We start from the raw sequence: 16,649 nt of genomic DNA on the forward strand, positions 1-16,649 counted from the left end.
CATTGTTCGTGTTTGTATAGCATTTATTAAAAACTTCAAAACAATCAATAAAAAAGAAGAACTCCCTCTTACGAGAAAGTTCTTCCTAATCCTACTTAAAAATTATTTCTGGTTCATAGCTTTGCGCTCAGCCAGTTTCGGGCCCATGATGCGTTTGTAGGACTCAACACCCGGCTGGTCGAAGGCATCCACATCAGCCAACTCACCTTCGTAAGCAACCGACATAGCCAGCATGTACAGCAGCTCACCAAGATGATAAGCATCCAGTTTCGGCAGGGTAAAGCAAGCGTTGTAGCGTTTATTGGAAGCCAGCGCATCCGCATTCGACTGACGAGCAACCTCCAGAGCCTGACCCATGGTTACGCCAGAGATGTCGGCCAGTTTCTGAGCTTCTGGGAATACATTCGGAATTTCCAGGTCATTTTCCCAGTTTTCCAGGCGAATGAACTGAACGATTTTATCCAGTTTGCCTTCCTGATGCTGCTGGGTCTGGGAATGCATATCCGTCGTACCAACTGCCACCAGCGGCGTACGGCCATAGCATACTTCCTTGCCTTCCTTGTTGTACTGTTTGCCCAGGGACTCAGCCAGCAGCTGGATATACCACTCCGAAACGGATTTGAGGTAATCGCCATAAGGCATCATGACTTCGATATCACGGCCATGTTTCTCCGAGGCAGCAAATTTCAGGGCAGCATTGAGCATTGCCGGGTTCTGCCACATATCGTCATTCTGGCAAGCCTTGTCCATGTCTTTAGCACCATCGAGGAATGCTTGGATGTCGAAACCAATGCAGGCAGCCAGCGTCAGACCGACTTCGCAGAAAATCGAGAAACGTCCGCCGACACCGTCTGGTACAGCATACTGCGGCCAGCCTTTTTCAATAGCCAACTTCTTCAAGAGCGTCTGTTTTTCCATGTTCGGATCCGTAACGGCTACTACTTCCACATCGACGTTCTCGAATTTCTGCAGCGCGTCATAGATAACCATGAAGTTGGACATGGTATCAAGGGTACCGCCGGATTTGGAGATAACCAGCAGCAGAACCTTCAGATTGCGTTTTTCATGGCTCTTGGTAACTGCTGCCGAGTTTTTCAGATAACGGATGATGTCGCCCGTGCGGCGCGGGTCGATGTTCTGACCACTGAAGACAACCTTTGGGAAGCCATTGCGCTCCTCTTTCGACAGGGCGTTCCAGAACTCGCCGCAATGAACATCAAAGAGGACTTTGTCGCCGAGATAAGAACCACCGATACCGAGGGAAACTACAACGTCCACGTTGTCTTTTACATGGTCCGTCAATTCCTGCAAATGTTTCATGGAGCTGGGGCTGTTCAGATGACCTTCCTCAACATAGGGCAGCTGGCTGAAAAGGACCTTCTCCGGCTCACCATCTTTGGAAAGATGCGCACGGATAAAACCTTTTTCGCGCATTACTTTCATAGCCTCATGAGCTTTTTTCAGATCTTCTTCGTAGCATTTCAGATCTGCATCCGTAACTTTGCCTTCACCATACAGGTTGTCATAATCAAACGTAAAACCTGATTTCAGTTTCAAACTCATTCTCGTCAACACTCCTCTGTACTCCACATCCCCGCTGCGTGCCATCGCAGTAAAAAAAGGATGCTACCATAAAAAACCACATATCGTATAATACGTGATTATTATAGCATGCATCCTTTTTACTGTGAAGGAATTTTTAGCGTTTCATCGTTATTTGGAAAGTTGTTTCAACCTTTCCACTAGTTTCTCGAGCTCAAAGGAATGATCCGGCAAAAGTTCCGATACCGTCCGGCAAGAGGATTTCGAGAGCAGTGCCAGTACCAAAATCCAAACCAGCATGCCGCGGGTTCCGCACTCCCCTTCTATTACTTCGCCGTTCTCATCAAAGAGGCAGCAACGGCCAAAATCCAAATCCCACAGCACGCCCATATCGGCCTCCTGTCCACGAACAGCTGCTGCCGTATACTCACGCATGGCCGGATTGGTGGAATCCGGAACGCCATTGGGGAAACTGCGGTCAAAAACATTATGAACCTTCACCACATCAAAGGGGAGTTTTTTCTCCAGTGCATTGATGACCGGTCCTGCAGTTGCATTGACCGTATTGGCAACCACCTTATAGGGTTTGAGCTGACGAAGGTCAATAACCGAAAGCAGCTGTTCCACGTAATTTTCCATAACATCTGCCTTCAAGGACTTCTCCGGATTACCTCCAGCCGGGTCAAAGTCACTTTCCATGATTAACTGCTCAACATCCCGCAGATTGTTGTCCATAATATTCATCCAATACACCTCTGATAATTTTTTATGCCAGCAGCGGCTTTACAGCCTCTGCCAATGCGTCTTTCACTGCTTTTGCCTCATCCAGGTCTTTACCCAGGGTGGTGAAATAGGTCTTGATTTTCGGTTCCGTGCCAGACGGACGAACCACCACCGTGGAACCATCATCCAATTTGTAAATCAGGACATTGGCCTTGGGAAGCCCGGTCTTTTCCGGCGCACTGTAGTCGATAAGCTCAGCCACCTTGCGGCTGCCGAAGGACTGGGGCGGATTCTTGCGAAGCTCGGCCATGATGCCCTTCATCTTATCCATCCCCGACAGCCCCGGGAAGGAGAAGGAATCCACCGCATTGTAATAGCGGCCATACTGCTGATAAATTTCTTCCAAACGCTGTTTAATGGAAGACCCGATGGAGCGGTAATAAGCGGCCATCTCGCAGATAAGCATGGACGAAACCACCGCATCCTTATCGCGAACATAGGGGCCAGCAAGATAACCATAGCTTTCCTCAAAGCCAAAGATGAAACGCTCCGTTTCCCCTTTGGCCTCCAGGCCGGCAATCTGATCACCAATCCATTTGAAGCCCGTGAGCACATGCCGCAGGTCAACACCGTAGTGTTCTGCTACTTTATCCGCCAATGGCGTCGATACAATCGACATAACCGCTACCGGATTTTTCGGCATCGTTCCCTTCTCAATGCGCCCCTGGCAAATATAATCCAGCAACAGAACACCCATTTCGTTGCCCGAAACCAATTCATAGGAACCATCGGCACACTTCATGGCGATGCCAACGCGATCCGCATCCGGGTCCGTAGCCAGCATCAAATCCGCCTGCTCCTCTTTGGCCAGAGTCAAGCCCTTCTCCAGTGCCTCAAAGATTTCCGGATTCGGATAACTGCAGGTCGTAAAATAACCGTTGGGATATTCCTGTTCCGGAACAATCGTGATATCCGTAATACCGATATCCTTAAGTACCCGGGTTACCGGCACTAGGCCGGTACCGTTTAAGGGCGAATAAACCAGTTTAAGGCCAGCAGTTTTCGCCAGACCTGGGCGAACCTGGCAGCCTTCAATTGCCTCATAGAAAGCCTTTTTGCAGTCGTCATCAACGAACTGAATCAAGCCTTTGGCAACGCCTTCGGCAAAGCTGATGTATTTTGCTCCCGTAAGCACGTCGGTTTTCTGAATGGACTCGTAAACTACTGCGGCTGCATCATCAGTCATCTGGCAGCCATCCGGTCCATAAGCTTTATAGCCATTATACTTAGCCGGATTGTGGGATGCCGTAACCATAATACCCGCATTGCACTTGTAATAACGGGTTGCAAAGCTCAGTGCCGGCACCGGCATGAGCTCGTCATAAATACGGACATTTATGCCATTAGCTGCCAGAACCCCAGCAGCCTCTCGGGCGAAATTCCAGCCTTTAAGGCGGCTGTCGTAGCTGATGGCCACCGTCTGGGTACCGGACTGAGTCTTGACCCAGTCCGCCACGCCCTGTGTAGCCTGACGAACGACCCAAATATTCATGCGGTTCGTGCCCGCGCCCAATACGCCGCGCAAACCAGCCGTACCAAATTCCAGAGCAACAGCAAAGCGATCTTTGATGGCTTCCTCGTCATCTTTGATATCGTTTAACTCCTTATTGAGGTCGAAATCTAAAAGATCGGCAGCAGCCCAACGTTTGTACTCATCTTGATACATAGATAATCCATCCCTTTCATGAATCAGTAGTTCATTGACTTGTTGAGTCATCATCACCCACTATGAATACATTTCCTCTAGATAACTTCGACAATTGTCTCTGAAATCCTTCCCACCATTTTATTCCGTCAGATTATATTTGCGCTTAAAGCTCCGCACGGTCCAAAAGAAGGCAATGGCCAGCGGAACGCAGGAACCAATCCAGGCCATGGGATTGGCCAAGCACGCGCCCAGATATCCCAGAGAAGCACATAAGAAAATTGCCGCCGCTGTGCGCATGATAAGCTCCATGATACCAGCAATAGTCGGCACAACGCTCTGTCCCAATCCCTGCAGGGTATAGCGGAAAATAAAGAGCAGCGCCAAAATCCAATAACAGGAACCATTCACCAGCAGATACTGCTGGCCGTATTCAATAACCTGCTGCTGACCTTCCCCTACAAAGAGATACATAATATCTGCGCTAAAGATAATAAGCAGGATTCCAGCGGCGATGCTAAAGGCCACAGACATGTAGCAACACTTGCGCACGCCATCGGCAATGCGCGCGTATTGCTGAGCTCCATAGTTCTGAGCCGTATAAGCAGCCATGGCCAGTCCAAAGGACATCATTGGCATCATGGCCACCGAGTCAACTTTCTGGGAAGCTGCATAAGCGGCCACCGCCGTCGGCCCTAAATTGTTGAGTGCCACCTGCAGGATAATCGCTCCAATGGCGATAATGGACGACTGGAATCCCATAGGAAGCCCAATCTTCAAATGTTCCAGCAAAACCTCGCGGGATACATGCCAATCCTCCCGCTTGGTATGCAGTGCCGGCACCCGGCGGCGGATGTAAATGTAACACCCGATATTTCCGATGAACTGGGCCACCACCGTAGCAATTGCCGCCCCGGGGATGCCCCATTTCAACACCAGGAGCGCCACTGGCTCCAAAATAATGTTCAGCATAAGCGTCAATGCCAAAATAACCGTGGGCATCCTGCTGTCACCCAGCGCCCGCAGGATATTGGTCTGCATCTGCAAGAATACAAACATGACGATACCGCCATAAACAATGCTGATAAACGACACCGCGCCATCCATGATTTCCGGCGGCGTTTGCATCCATACCAAAAACAACGGACACAAGGCTACTCCCACTATCGTGAGGAAGAAGGATGCCACCAACGACAAAATTGTGCAGGCGGCCGCACTTTGGCGCACGCCTTTTTCATCTTTTGCCCCATAGCGCTGGCCCGTATAAATGGTAATACCCGTAGAAAAACCGATGACAAAGCCCAGCATCAAGAACATCAAACTGCCCGTACAGCCAACGGCAGCCAGTGCCTCAACCCCCAGGAAACGGCCAACCAGCAGCGTATCGACAAAGGCATACAACTGCTGAAAAATATTGCCGGCAATAAGCGGCAGGGTAAAAAACAGGATAAGCTTCGCCGGCTCTCCCACCGTTAAATTCTTAGTCATTCCAAATACCTCGATACGAAAGTCCGCAAAATCTCCTGCAGGACCAGCACATTATTCTGCAACGCCCCGGTCTGGGGACGCAATTTGTTATAGTGGAACACCGGATTGCGGGCAACCTGGTAATCTGCGGGATAAGCTGTTACCGCCATTCCCTGCTTCTCAAAATCAATAACCGACCGTCTCATGTGAAAAGCCGACGTCACCAGAATAGGTTCCGTAAAACCATGCTCTCGCATGATTTGCGTGGAAAACTGGGCATTCTGGGTGGTGTTGATGCTCTTGTTTTCCACTAGAATCTTATCATCTGGCACACCAAGGGAAAGCAGAATCCGGCGGGAAATCTCCGCTTCGTTCCCCGTATCACGATAAACTTCTCCCCCAGACAGGATGATAGGTACCCCTAACTGCCGCTGAAGCCTTACCGCCGTCAGCATGCGGTTAGCCGGATAGGAGCAAAGGGTCCCCATGCCATCTACATCCGGCACATCCTTAAACGCACCGCCCCCCAAAAGGACAATCACATCGCCGTGGGGATGGGCTGGCGGCTCGTATACAGACTCCAAAGCCCCCATAAGCCGGTCCGCCACCATTCCCGTGCAGAGCAAGTAAAAGATAAAGGATATACCTACCAGGATTTTGGCCGCCCGATGGTCATGATTCCGACGCCAGATATAAACCGCCAAGCCAAAACAAGCCAGGATAAAGATTCCCGGTGGCAGTATCCAGCTTGCTCCAAACTTCAACAAATATACCATGCAATCACCTCTGACTTGGACAAAATAAAAAGCGCAAATTCCTGCCAGTTGGGCGGAATCCCCGCATTTATTTCTAAACGAATTAGTTGTATAATATCATTGTAGCAAATAAACTTCAAAAAGAAAAGAAGGAGAGTCTTTATTATGGCCTTTATCGAACCGAATCCAATCCAGGCAACCAACAAAGCTGACGGCAAGGGAACCATCACCATCGTAAAGCTTCTAACCCCAGCAGAACTTGACGGCAAATGTGACATGTACGCAAAAGTTATCATTCCACCGCTTTGCTCTATCGGAGTTCATGAGCACCATGGCAACACCGAGACCTACCACATTCTTCAGGGCACGGCTCTCTACAATGACAATGGCACGGAAGTCACCTTAGGCGCCGGCGCTACCACCTTCTGTCCGGACGGTGAGAAGCACGGCATTGCCAACGCTTCCAAAACCGAAGACCTCGTCTTTATGGCTTTGATCATCAAAAAATAATAGAATTAAAGGGACTGTGCCCCCTTCATATTGACATAAAAAATAAAAGCCTCCATAAGTTAGGTTGATTAATCTAACTTATGGAGGCTTTTATAAATTTATCCACGCACTTTTTACAAATTACAGTTTGCAGGTTCGTATTAGCGAGTTCGTGTTCGAAGCAAGTCGCCGGCGGCGGGGGCCCCAGTACCAACGCTCCACCGGTGACAACCCGCTACAAGAAATTTTTGCCTTTTAATTAAGAGTTGGAAAACAGTTAAACGCGCTTCGCTTGGACGAAACTGCTTTTCCAACGAGAACGCAGGCAAAAATTTCTTGCTTCACGCGGAACGTCAAGGCTACGCTTATGGTACTGGGGCCCCCGCCGCCTCGGTTAGAGCCGGCACGAATTGCTGCGCCCTCGGAGGGGGTAGCACTGCGAAACTTGCCAAAGACTCAGCCGCTGCTAGGGGCAGTGCCATAAACGAAGCGTTTGATGTTTTTCGTGAAGAACGAAATTTTTATCCTCATCGTTCGTCGAAAAATTGCTACCGTTCAAGCGAAGCGCGTTTTGCAACTTTTTCGATGCTTAATTAAGGATAAAAATTTCGTTTAGAAAAACATCTCCCGCGTAGTGTTGGCACTGTCCCTAGCGGCGGCGAAGAGCTGCTTCGAATAAGGCTCCGCTAACCGATAAACTGTAATTTAACAGCCCCATTTCTTATTTTACATGCGCTTAACCGGTACAGGTCCTCGCGACAGGGCAATAGCACCAGTACGGGCAATCTCCAATATTTCGTATTCGGAAAGCACTTCGATAATACCATCAATCTTACTTTGTGAACCAGTCAGTTCCACTACCACATCTTCAGGACCCACATCAACAATCTTCGCGCGGAATATCTCCACAATATTGATGATATCCGCACGATTTTCTCGCCCAGCCTTTACCTTTATCATGACCAGTTCCCGCTCGATGGACTCCACTTTGCTGAGGTTGACTATCTTTATGACATCAATCAGTTTCGAAAGCTGCGTCACTACCTGGTCCAATTCATTTTCCGATTCCACCGATACCACAATGTTAATCCGGGTAACCTCCGGCTCTTCCGTATAACCAGCAGAAATGCTTTCAATGTTGAAGGCACGGCGGCTTATGAGCCCCGACACATGGGTCAGTACCCCCGGTTTGTTATCGACCAAAACGGCCAGCAGATATTTTTTCATCATTTTTTGCTACCTCCCAACACCATCTGGTCGAGACGTTTTCCGCCTGGCACCATCGGCAGGACATCTTCTTCCTCTGGGATCCATACATCCAGCAGGGCCGGGCCCTTCTCCGCCAGTATGGCAGGCAATACAGACTCCAGTTCCTCCTTCTTGGTCAGGCGATACCCTTTGATTCCCATGGCCTCTGCCAATTTGACAAAGTCGGTCTTACCCTTGAGTTCCGATTGGGAATAATGATGATTGTAGAAAAGTCTCTGCCACTGTCCCACCATCCCCAGGATGCAGTTGTGAACAATGACTACCTTGACATCGATATCATTATCGGCAATGGTGGCAAACTCCTGACAGTTCATCATGATGCTGCCATCACCGGTAAACAGGATTACCGAACTATCCGGTTTGCCAATTTTTGCTCCCATAGCCGCCGGCAGACCATAGCCCATTGTCCCCTGTCCACCAGAGGTCAGGAAATGGCGCGGTTCATACACGTCAAAGAACTGGGCCGCCCACATCTGATGCTGGCCCACATCCGTAACGGCAATCGTGTCTTTATCCACCAGCGAACTGATTTTCTTTATTAGCGCTCCCGGCTTGATTAAATCCCCTTCCTCCTGATAGCTGAAGGGATGCTCACTGTGCATGGCGACCGTATGCTGAAGCCACTGACTATGCGCAGCCACAAAATCCTGCCCGGCTGCTTTTAATTTGTTCAGGAACAGCGGCAAAGACCAACGCAAATCCCCCAATACACGGTAGTCGGCCTTTACATTTTTGTTGACTTCCGCCTCATCGAGTTCGAAATGGACAATCTTTGCCTTGGGCGCAAATCCCGACACCTTGCCCGTAACCCGGTCACTGAAACGCATGCCGATACAAAGCAGCAAATCGCACTCCTGGATGGACATGTTGGCCGCATAGGAGCCATGCATACCGGCAAACCCCAAAAAGCCCTTATCATCGGCCGGAACTACGCCGAGTCCCAAAAGGGTACTCGTAACCGGCGCGCCGAGGACGGCTGCAATTTCACGGACCAGTTCCGCGGTACCAGAGCTTATGATGCCACCGCCCACAAACAGCAAGGGCCGCTCGGCTTTTTTTACGGCTTCGGCCACCGCGTCGATTTCTTCTTCACGGCCCGTATATTCTCCCGAATAGCCACGAAGCTGAACCGACTCAGGATAGTGATAGTCAAATTTCGTGTCAAAGACATCCTTGGCGACATCGATGACTACTGGCCCCGGCCGCCCCGTCCGGGCGATGAAAAAGGCTTCCCTCAGCACCCGCGGCAAATCATGTACGTCTTTGACCAGATAATTATGCTTGGTAATCGGCGTCGTAATCCCAAAGATATCTGCCTCTTGAAAGGAGTCCTTACCGATGTATGGATTCGCTACCTGCCCCGTGATGCAGACCAGCGGCACCGAATCGGTGCAAGCCGTGGCAATACCGGTAATGAGGTTGGTAGCTCCCGGTCCCGACGTGGCAAACACTACCCCAACTTTTCCCGTAGCCCGGGCATAGCCATCCGCCGCATGAACTGCCCCCTGCTCATGACGGGTCAATACATGAGGGAATTTCATCTTGTACACGGCATCATACAGCGTCAATACCGCGCCACCAGGATAACCAAATACGACGTCAACGCCTTCTTTTTTCAGACTCTCCAGTACAGCCTGAGCACCATTCATCAACAAGCGAAAGCCTCCTTCGTCTATCTCCATCTTTACACAATTTCAAATTCTTTTGTTATATTATACACTATTTGTATACATATTTACAACTCAAAAATACATTCAAGGCAGTTCCACGAATTATCCCTGGTCACTGGCCAGAACAAGCGCCTGTATTTTCCCTGCTCCTGCCTGTTTCAAAACCTTAGCACAGGCATAAAGGGTTGCCCCGGTGGTCATGATATCATCCACCAGCAGAATTGTTTTTCCCCTGACTATTACCTCTGATTCCAGACGGAAGGCACCACTCAGATTGGCCATTCTTTCCCTGGCCGTAAGCTGATATAAAGGCTTGGTCTGCCGGACACGCCGAAGCATATTTTCCATTGGCACCGCATGTGCCTGCAGCCAATCAGCAAAAATCAATTCCGCTTGATTAAAGCCACGCTCCCGCTGCCGTTTCTCATGCAGGGGCACCGGAACCGCACAGACACTTTCTTCCAGCAGCTTTCCCACTCCCGCTGACTGCTCTGCCGCCTGCAATAAGCCCTTGATATAGGGAAGATTGCTGCGCTTGTCATGATATTTGAGGCCACGAATAAGATCTCTTGTGCCGCCCCGATAAACACTAAGCGCCCATGCACTGTCAATCACTGACTGCATGGGCGCTGTAATAGGCAGCCGATGTGGCTGACAGGCCAAAGAAAGGCAGACTTTACACCAGTCTCCCCGATTTTCTACGTATTTGTGACACAAGGGGCAATGCGGAGGAAATATAAAATTCATCAACGCCTCAAACCAATTACCCACGATGGAAAAATCTCCTTTTCGGACGCTTGCTATCCCAAACCATGACGGCTTCCAAAACCGAACCGGCAATACAACGGGCTTTATCGGAAATCGTGAAACACTCTTCCTGTCCCATTGTCGGATGAATATCGCCAATCTTCTGGCCTTTGCGGACCGTCACCCCAGTATGAAGGGCGCCGCGCAACACACCATCAATCGTGGCTTTAAGCTCAATGGTCTTGCCATCATCAGTATGGAGATGGGCTACCGACTCACCGCGCTTAACCATCAGCGAAATGCTGCGAAGCATCTCCAGCCGGCCATTTTCCGGCGCAAACAACAGATGCTCCAAATTATGCTCTAAACCAACCGTCGAATTCTTAATATCGGGATTCTTATAGGAAAATCCCTCATAAATCAGCCGGCCCAGGTTATGGCCACGACCGGTCTCCACCACCGCATCGACGTCGCGGCCAGCACAGAATCCCGGCCCCAAGGCGATGGTATGCTCCGCCATATCCCGCTTCGTGCCTTTATTCTCATGGGAAACAATTGCATCAACAAGCACTTGGGGTTTGAACTCACGAACACATTTTGCCTCTGGGTCAACTAACATTACCAGCTGACCCTCCTTCAAACGCTTCTTCGCATCTTCCACATTTTTTGCCCGATAGCAAGTAATGCGCTCAACAGTTGCCTCTCCACGATAGATGGCTTCCGAAAAGGCAACGCGACGACGTGTTGCCGTAGGTTCTTTCTGCTCTAACACCAGCACGCGAAATCCCGTCCGATAAAGCGCGTGGATTACACCACTGGCGAGCTCACCGCCACCCCGCACGATTATGAGATGTTTCATTACCATTGCTCCCTTTCAATCTTCTATGTATCCCTTTTATTATAACGCTATTATTCATTTTTTGTCGACAGACAAACGTCCAAAAGAACGCTATCCGTTGGGGAAACCTGTAAAAAAATCCCGTGAAGTATTGCAATCGTCTGAATAATATGTTAATATAAAAGCGTAAAGAAGAGATTGATAATCAAACCAGTACAGAAGTAGTCCTGGAGGTCGAAATTGTACAAGGTGTTTATCAGCCGAAACAGGCTCTCTTCAAGAACAACATATCTGGAACTATGAAAGGATGTGGTTGTTTATTGAAGATATCGCTTTGCTACACTGCTTCTTTTAGCACTGACTAGCAAGTGCATCGGTGAAGAAAGAGATTATCCATCCGGCGGAAGCGAGACGTAATGATGGTCAGGTGGCCGCCAGTCGTACTCTGAGCCAGTGGAAGTCTGCAGCACAACGTCAGAAGTCCAAAGGAAGTAGCAGCTATCCCGGGTAAATCTTTACGAATCATCTAGAAACCATCGAAACTTTAGGAACCCTATCGTTATCGATAACGGCAAGATGACAATCGAGAAAGTGTACACATCGTGATTCATTATCACAAGGTTTCAGCTGAACGTCTACATACGTAGTAACCTTAGTGCGCGTGGTTCTTACTCGAGAGAGAATCAGGCAGACAAATGAATATGAAGGACAGTTAATATCTATGGTTATCAACAAATAAAAGCCGGTTCACAGAAGATGCGAACCGGCTTTTTATGTTGCTTCTTTTTAATTATCCTCATAAGGGCGGATCCGCAAAGTGAGGCCCCGCTCCTGGCAAATCTCCTGGCAGCGGGCGATTTCATCCGGCCCCTCCACCTGATCCACAATCGTCAAGACAACCTGTGGAATATACTTTTTGCTGTGCTCGGCAAAATCCAGCATAGCCTGATAAGACTTCTCCCCGTATTTTGCCCGGGTGAGGGCGTAATAGCGCTGGGCATTGGAGGCATTGAGACTGATGGAAACCGTATCCAGAACCCCTTGGAAATCCTTAGAAATCTCACGGCCATATTCCAATTCCCCCAGCCCGTTGGTGTTCAGACGGGTCGGCAACTCTGGGTGCTTCTCTTTTACATAGTGCAAAAGCTCCACCAACGTACCGAGCTGCATGGTGGGTTCACCAAATCCACAAAAGACAACTTCTTTTATATAATCCCAAGGAGCTTCGTCCAATGCTTTCTTGAACTCCTCAACCGTCGGCTTCTTCTTCAGCCACAAGGAAGATTCTTCTGCCATCTTCTTCATATTGCGCAGGCAAAAAGTACAGGCACAATTGCATTCATTCGTCACATTGACATAGAGATTGCGCTTGCCCTCCGGCTGAATGCGCAAACTCTCTGCAAACGGCAGGTACCTGCCGCCTTCATGGGTTGCATAAACCAACATATCATTTCAGCTCCCTAAGATATTCTTCAAATGGCAGACCGTAGTTCCAGGGCAAATCCAGTTTTACCGCATAGGCCAGGCATTTACTGATAAAATCAGCTGCCTTGCGAACGCTCTGCTCCAAGCTTTCGCCATTAATCAGGCTCCCGGCCACGATGGCGGCAAAGGCATCCCCGGAGCCAGATCGGTCACCGCCAATTTTTTCTGACTCCAGAACGGTTCCCCGTCCCGCTTCATAAATAAAGTTTCGGATGGTCTCCCCTTCACTGAGGCCCGTGATAATAACCTGTGAAGGCCCCTGGTCAGCCAATGCCCCTGCCATGTATTCCAGTTCTTCATTGGAAACCCGCCCATCCTCTGGATAGGGAATCCCCAGCAACTGACAAGCCTCCGTGAGGTTTGGCGTAACCAAATCCGCATAGACCAAAAGTTTTCGCATCTCGTCGCACATTTCCTGCGTATAGGAACTGTAGAGCTTACCATAGTCCCCCATAACCGGGTCCACCATCACTCTGGTCGCTTGCTGCTTGAAGCGGCGGATAAAATCTGCCACAATCTCAATCTGATGGGCAGAACCTAAAAAACCGGTGCATATACCATCAAAGGACAGCCGGTTTTTTTCCCAGCTGTCCATATAAGGCCGCATGCGGTCTGTATAATCGTCAATAAAATGGTCAGGAAATCCCGTGTGAACGGAAAGAATGGCAGTCGGCATCGGACATGCCTGTATCTTCATGGCGGATATCAACGGCAGTTCTACTGCCACAGAACATCGGCCAAAACCAGTAATATCATTGACCAATGCGATACGCTTCTGATGTTTCAACGGCATACTGACCCCTTTCCTGTTCACAAACCAATCAACGATTATCCACCTTGTCCATTGCTACCATGTCATGCTCAGCAAAACGACGCCAAGCCAGTTCCTCGTACTTCGTACCAGGCTTTCCATAGTTGGCATACGGGTCAATGGAAATGCCGCCACGGGGCAGGAACTTGCCCCAAACCTCGATGTATTTCGGATCCATGAGCTTAATCAAATCTTTCATGATGACATTGACTACATCCTCATGAAAATCGCCATGATTGCGGAAGCTGACCAGGTATAATTTCAGCGATTTGCTTTCCACCATTTTTTCCTGGGGAACATAGCTAATATAGATTGTCGCATAGTCCGGTTGTCCCGTGATGGGGCAGAGTGCCGTAAACTCCGGACAATTGAACTTAACCCAATAATCGTTTTCCGGATGTTTATTCTGGAAAGTCTCCAAAATCTCCGGACAGTAATCGTAATGATAATTTACCTTCTTCTTTCCCAGAAGGGTAATCTCTTCGGCAACTTTATCGCGTGACATTAATCTTTCTCCATATGCAAAAACTTTTCTTCGAAATTTTCAACGCTTTCAGGGTGTCCAAACAAATATCCCTGAATGGAATCCGCTTTGCATTCCTTAGTCAAAAGCTCGTACTCGGCTTCTTCTTCAACACCCTCAATACAGCATTTAATCCCAATGCTATGGCAAAGGGCTACTACGTATTTGACCAAACGGCGGTCAAAATCATTCTCGAGAATCTTCTTTACGAACTCGCGATCAATCTTTACGATATCGCAACATAGATACTTGAGAGAAGCCAAGGAACTGTAGCCAGTACCAAAGTCATCCATAGCAATGGCCAGGCCCTGCTGACGGAATTCATCAAACTGCTTATTGACAAAGCTCCAATCCGCAACAATCTTGCTTTCCGTAAGCTCCAGAATAATCGCCTCTGGCGGCATATCGTAACGCTGCAGACATTCGGCGACGAATTTTTTGAACGAAAGGTCTTTGACCTGTTCATAGCTCATATTAATGCTGACACGAAAATTCGGGACAACCTGCCGCCAACGCTTACAGGTTTTGACAGCCTCCTCAAAAATCCACTTGCCTACGGGAATGATGAGTTTTGTCTCTTCCAAAATCGGAATAAATTCCATCGGAGCTACCATGCGGCCCTTGGGATTTTTCCAACGCAACAGTGCCTCGGCACCGATAAGCTTTTGCTCCACCGCGCTGACCTGTGGCTGGAAAAACAGGCTAAACCCCGTACAGCCATTCTCTACACTATCCCAAAGACTATCGCGCATGGAGATTGAGCGGACCCAACGATTATATTCCTCTTTACTGAACATCACATTGCGATTTTTTCCCTCTCGCTTCGCAATATCCATCGCTGCTTCTGCATGTTTATGAAGGACCAGATAATCCTTACCAGCAGCCGGATAAAATACCGTACCACTGGACGCCGTACAAAAATACTGATGACCATCAATATCCTGAGGCCGCGAAAGCGCACTCTGCATACTGGCAAAGATATCATTTACCTCTTCTTCGCCAGCGCCCGGATAGATGATACCGAACTCATCGCCATCGAGTTTAAAAAGCGTCAAAGCCGGAGGAAGGACGTTGGCAATCAAACGCGATACGCGCTTTAATACCTGGTCCCCCAACAAGCGATTGTAGGTTTCATTGACGATCTTGAAATTATCCAACCCAACTACCAGGATTGCGCCGCCTTCACCCGTTGCACGATATTCTGCCAAGGCTCGCTTAACCGCGTGCTCAAACTGATATTTATTTAAGAGTCCTGTAACTTCGTCAGCCTGATTGCGCTGTGCCATCCTCGACATCATGCCCACAAACATACTCGGATTTCCGTCCCGGTCTGTCCCAACGCGGCCACGGCAACGAAGCCATGTGTACTCGCCTTTCCGATTCTTAACACGGTATTCCATCGCATGCTCAAAAAAACTCTGCGAAGTTTGAATACTGCGCATCGAAGCTAAATAGGGGCCTCGCTCCTCCGGATGGATAAGCGGTGCCCAATTGGCATCAAAGTCTTCCATAACCTCACTGGGCAGTTCAAAATCCTGCACCAGATTTGGCGATACCATTACGATGTTTTCCTGTAAATCCGCAAAAAACAGATAATCCTCGGTGGTCTTCTTCAGCAGATCAAAAAAGAACTTAAAACGTTTCAAACATGGGCTCAAGGGGATACGATTATTCTTTCTCATAATTATCATCCTATTTGCCAAATTATACGTATAGGGTATTCACCCATTCTCCTCTTATCATATACCAAAACACTAATAAGAATCAAGTCTTATACCCGGCTGCAATTCATCTGCTCCAAAAACTTTCTAAAAATACAAAAAGGCCTGCTCATAACGAGCAGGTCTTTTGCGTTCAAATTAACGCTTACTTATTGAAGATATTCTTGAGTGCCTGTTTGTTGACATCGCGGTTAAGCTGTGCAAGATACGTCGTCAATTTGATGTTCTTCGGGCAAGCCTCGACACAGTTCTGGCTGTTGCCGCAACTCGTGATACCGCCTTTTTCCATCAGGGCGTTCAGACGCGTCGGAGCATCGAACTTCCCAAGCGGATGGAGGTTGAAGAGGTATGCCTGTACCGTCGGGGACGGTCCGATGAAGTCGGACTGCGGGCCAACGTTCGGGCAAGCCTCGAGACAGCAGCCGCAGGTCATGCAGTGCGAAATCTCATAGGCCGTCTCAGCCGTATGCGGATTCTGGATCGGTGCATCTTTGACATCCCAAGTGCCATCGACTTCAATCCAGCCATGGATGCGTTTGAGGCTCTCGAACATAACGGAACGATCGATGAGCAGGTCACGGATAACCGGGAACGTGCGAGCCGGAGCCAGATGAATCGGCTGCTCAAGGTTATCAACCAGCGAGCAGCAAGCCTGACGAGCTTTGCCGTTGATAACCATCATGCAAGCGCCGCAAACCTTCTCCAGGCAGTTGCATTCCCAAACAACCGGAGCGACTTTTTTGCCGTCAACGGTCACCGGATTTTTCTGGATTTCCATCAGGGCGGCAACGATGTTGAGGCCCGGACGATAATCTACTTCGAACTCCTGCGTGTACGGCTTGTCATTTGGGCCGTCCTGGCGTTCGATAACGAGTCTGACTTTCTTCTGTTCTGCCATTCTATT

At 49.0% G+C, this 16,649-nt stretch carries 15 protein-coding genes; 1 reads left to right on the forward strand and 14 read right to left on the reverse strand.

The annotated features are described in order from the left end of the window. Window positions 1-102 precede the first annotated feature (102 nt). The 5 genes from BLQ36_RS01845 to BLQ36_RS01865 form a co-directional block, all read right to left on the reverse strand. The gene (locus BLQ36_RS01845; RefSeq protein ID WP_074513716.1) at window positions 103-1,563 is read right to left on the reverse strand and encodes a glucose-6-phosphate isomerase; all 1,461 of its coding nucleotides are present in this window, start codon (window positions 1,561-1,563) and stop codon (window positions 103-105) included. A gap of 150 nt (window positions 1,564-1,713) precedes the next feature. Further along, on the reverse strand, window positions 1,714-2,286 hold the full coding sequence (locus tag BLQ36_RS01850) for a hypothetical protein (RefSeq protein WP_074513717.1): 573 nt from the start codon (window positions 2,284-2,286) through the stop codon (window positions 1,714-1,716). Between the two features lie 22 nt (window positions 2,287-2,308). Further along, window positions 2,309-3,991: a phospho-sugar mutase gene (locus BLQ36_RS01855; protein WP_074513718.1), complete on the reverse strand. Its 1,683-nt coding sequence runs from the start codon at window positions 3,989-3,991 to the stop codon at window positions 2,309-2,311. Window positions 3,992-4,111: 120 nt separating this feature from the next. Beyond that, on the reverse strand, window positions 4,112-5,458 hold the full coding sequence (locus BLQ36_RS01860) for an MATE family efflux transporter (RefSeq protein ID WP_074513719.1): 1,347 nt from the start codon (window positions 5,456-5,458) through the stop codon (window positions 4,112-4,114). After that, window positions 5,455-6,213, reverse strand: a complete 759-nt coding sequence (locus BLQ36_RS01865; protein WP_074513720.1) for a YdcF family protein — start codon at window positions 6,211-6,213, stop codon at window positions 5,455-5,457. The genes BLQ36_RS01860 and BLQ36_RS01865 overlap by 4 nt, the downstream gene beginning before the upstream one ends. Window positions 6,214-6,357: 144 nt before the next feature. Here BLQ36_RS01865 and BLQ36_RS01870 point away from each other — a divergent pair, with 144 nt between their 5' ends. Beyond that, window positions 6,358-6,702 (forward strand): cupin domain-containing protein, encoded by a 345-nt coding sequence (locus BLQ36_RS01870; RefSeq protein ID WP_074513721.1) that lies wholly within the window; start codon window positions 6,358-6,360, stop codon window positions 6,700-6,702. A 705-nt stretch (window positions 6,703-7,407) separates the two neighbouring features. On the opposite strand, the gene ilvN is transcribed toward BLQ36_RS01870, so the two are convergent. From ilvN to sdhB, 9 genes are all read right to left on the reverse strand, one after another. Then, complete coding sequence (ilvN, locus tag BLQ36_RS01875; RefSeq protein ID WP_074513944.1) at window positions 7,408-7,908, reverse strand: acetolactate synthase small subunit; 501 nt, start codon at window positions 7,906-7,908, stop codon at window positions 7,408-7,410. Continuing rightward, window positions 7,908-9,599 carry a biosynthetic-type acetolactate synthase large subunit gene (gene ilvB, locus BLQ36_RS01880; RefSeq protein ID WP_081342197.1) on the reverse strand — a complete coding sequence of 564 codons (1,692 nt, stop codon included), beginning with the start codon at window positions 9,597-9,599 and terminating at the stop codon, window positions 7,908-7,910. The genes ilvN and ilvB overlap by 1 nt, the downstream gene beginning before the upstream one ends. A 123-nt stretch (window positions 9,600-9,722) precedes the next feature. After that, a complete protein-coding gene (locus BLQ36_RS01885; protein ID WP_318260894.1) occupies window positions 9,723-10,244 on the reverse strand; it encodes a ComF family protein in 522 nt (173 codons plus the stop codon). A gap of 139 nt (window positions 10,245-10,383) precedes the next feature. Then, a complete protein-coding gene (yqeB, locus tag BLQ36_RS01890) occupies window positions 10,384-11,226 on the reverse strand; it encodes a selenium-dependent molybdenum cofactor biosynthesis protein YqeB (RefSeq protein WP_074513723.1) in 843 nt (280 codons plus the stop codon). 765 nt (window positions 11,227-11,991) lie between these two features. Then, complete coding sequence (locus BLQ36_RS01895) at window positions 11,992-12,651, reverse strand: TatD family nuclease-associated radical SAM protein (RefSeq protein ID WP_074513724.1); 660 nt, start codon at window positions 12,649-12,651, stop codon at window positions 11,992-11,994. Between the two features lies 1 nt (window position 12,652). Next, entirely contained in the window at window positions 12,653-13,477 is an 825-nt protein-coding gene (locus tag BLQ36_RS01900) for a pyridoxamine kinase (protein ID WP_143558662.1), read from the reverse strand. Between the two features lie 34 nt (window positions 13,478-13,511). After that, entirely contained in the window at window positions 13,512-14,006 is a 495-nt protein-coding gene (queF, locus tag BLQ36_RS01905; protein ID WP_074513726.1) for a preQ(1) synthase, read from the reverse strand. Continuing rightward, window positions 14,006-15,706: a GGDEF and EAL domain-containing protein gene (locus BLQ36_RS01910; RefSeq protein ID WP_074513727.1), complete on the reverse strand. Its 1,701-nt coding sequence runs from the start codon at window positions 15,704-15,706 to the stop codon at window positions 14,006-14,008. The genes queF and BLQ36_RS01910 overlap by 1 nt, the downstream gene beginning before the upstream one ends. A 184-nt stretch (window positions 15,707-15,890) precedes the next feature. Next, complete coding sequence (sdhB, locus tag BLQ36_RS01915) at window positions 15,891-16,643, reverse strand: succinate dehydrogenase iron-sulfur subunit (RefSeq protein WP_074513728.1); 753 nt, start codon at window positions 16,641-16,643, stop codon at window positions 15,891-15,893. Between the last annotated feature and the right edge of the window lie 6 nt (window positions 16,644-16,649).

This window comes from Selenomonas sp. WCT3 (assembly GCA_900100835.1).
In the GTDB taxonomy this organism is placed as follows: Bacteria; Bacillota; Negativicutes; order Selenomonadales; family Selenomonadaceae; genus Selenomonas_A; species Selenomonas_A ruminantium_E.

Coding starts and splice junctions, on each gene's coding strand:
- BLQ36_RS01865 (WP_074513720.1), bottom strand. CDS start 6,213: ATGGTATATTTGTTGAAGTTTGGAGCAAGCTGGATACTGCCACCGGGA.
- BLQ36_RS01870 (WP_074513721.1), top strand. CDS start 6,358: ATGGCCTTTATCGAACCGAATCCAATCCAGGCAACCAACAAAGCTGAC.
- queF (WP_074513726.1), bottom strand. CDS start 14,006: ATGTCACGCGATAAAGTTGCCGAAGAGATTACCCTTCTGGGAAAGAAG.
- BLQ36_RS01895 (WP_074513724.1), bottom strand. CDS start 12,651: ATGTTGGTTTATGCAACCCATGAAGGCGGCAGGTACCTGCCGTTTGCA.
- BLQ36_RS01885 (WP_318260894.1), bottom strand. CDS start 10,244: ATGCAGTCAGTGATTGACAGTGCATGGGCGCTTAGTGTTTATCGGGGC.
- yqeB (WP_074513723.1), bottom strand. CDS start 11,226: ATGAAACATCTCATAATCGTGCGGGGTGGCGGTGAGCTCGCCAGTGGT.
- BLQ36_RS01860 (WP_074513719.1), bottom strand. CDS start 5,458: ATGACTAAGAATTTAACGGTGGGAGAGCCGGCGAAGCTTATCCTGTTT.
- BLQ36_RS01855 (WP_074513718.1), bottom strand. CDS start 3,991: ATGTATCAAGATGAGTACAAACGTTGGGCTGCTGCCGATCTTTTAGAT.
- BLQ36_RS01845 (WP_074513716.1), bottom strand. CDS start 1,563: ATGAGTTTGAAACTGAAATCAGGTTTTACGTTTGATTATGACAACCTG.
- BLQ36_RS01850 (WP_074513717.1), bottom strand. CDS start 2,286: ATGAATATTATGGACAACAATCTGCGGGATGTTGAGCAGTTAATCATG.
- ilvN (WP_074513944.1), bottom strand. CDS start 7,908: ATGAAAAAATATCTGCTGGCCGTTTTGGTCGATAACAAACCGGGGGTA.
- ilvB (WP_081342197.1), bottom strand. CDS start 9,599: ATGAATGGTGCTCAGGCTGTACTGGAGAGTCTGAAAAAAGAAGGCGTT.
- BLQ36_RS01910 (WP_074513727.1), bottom strand. CDS start 15,706: ATGAGAAAGAATAATCGTATCCCCTTGAGCCCATGTTTGAAACGTTTT.
- sdhB (WP_074513728.1), bottom strand. CDS start 16,643: ATGGCAGAACAGAAGAAAGTCAGACTCGTTATCGAACGCCAGGACGGC.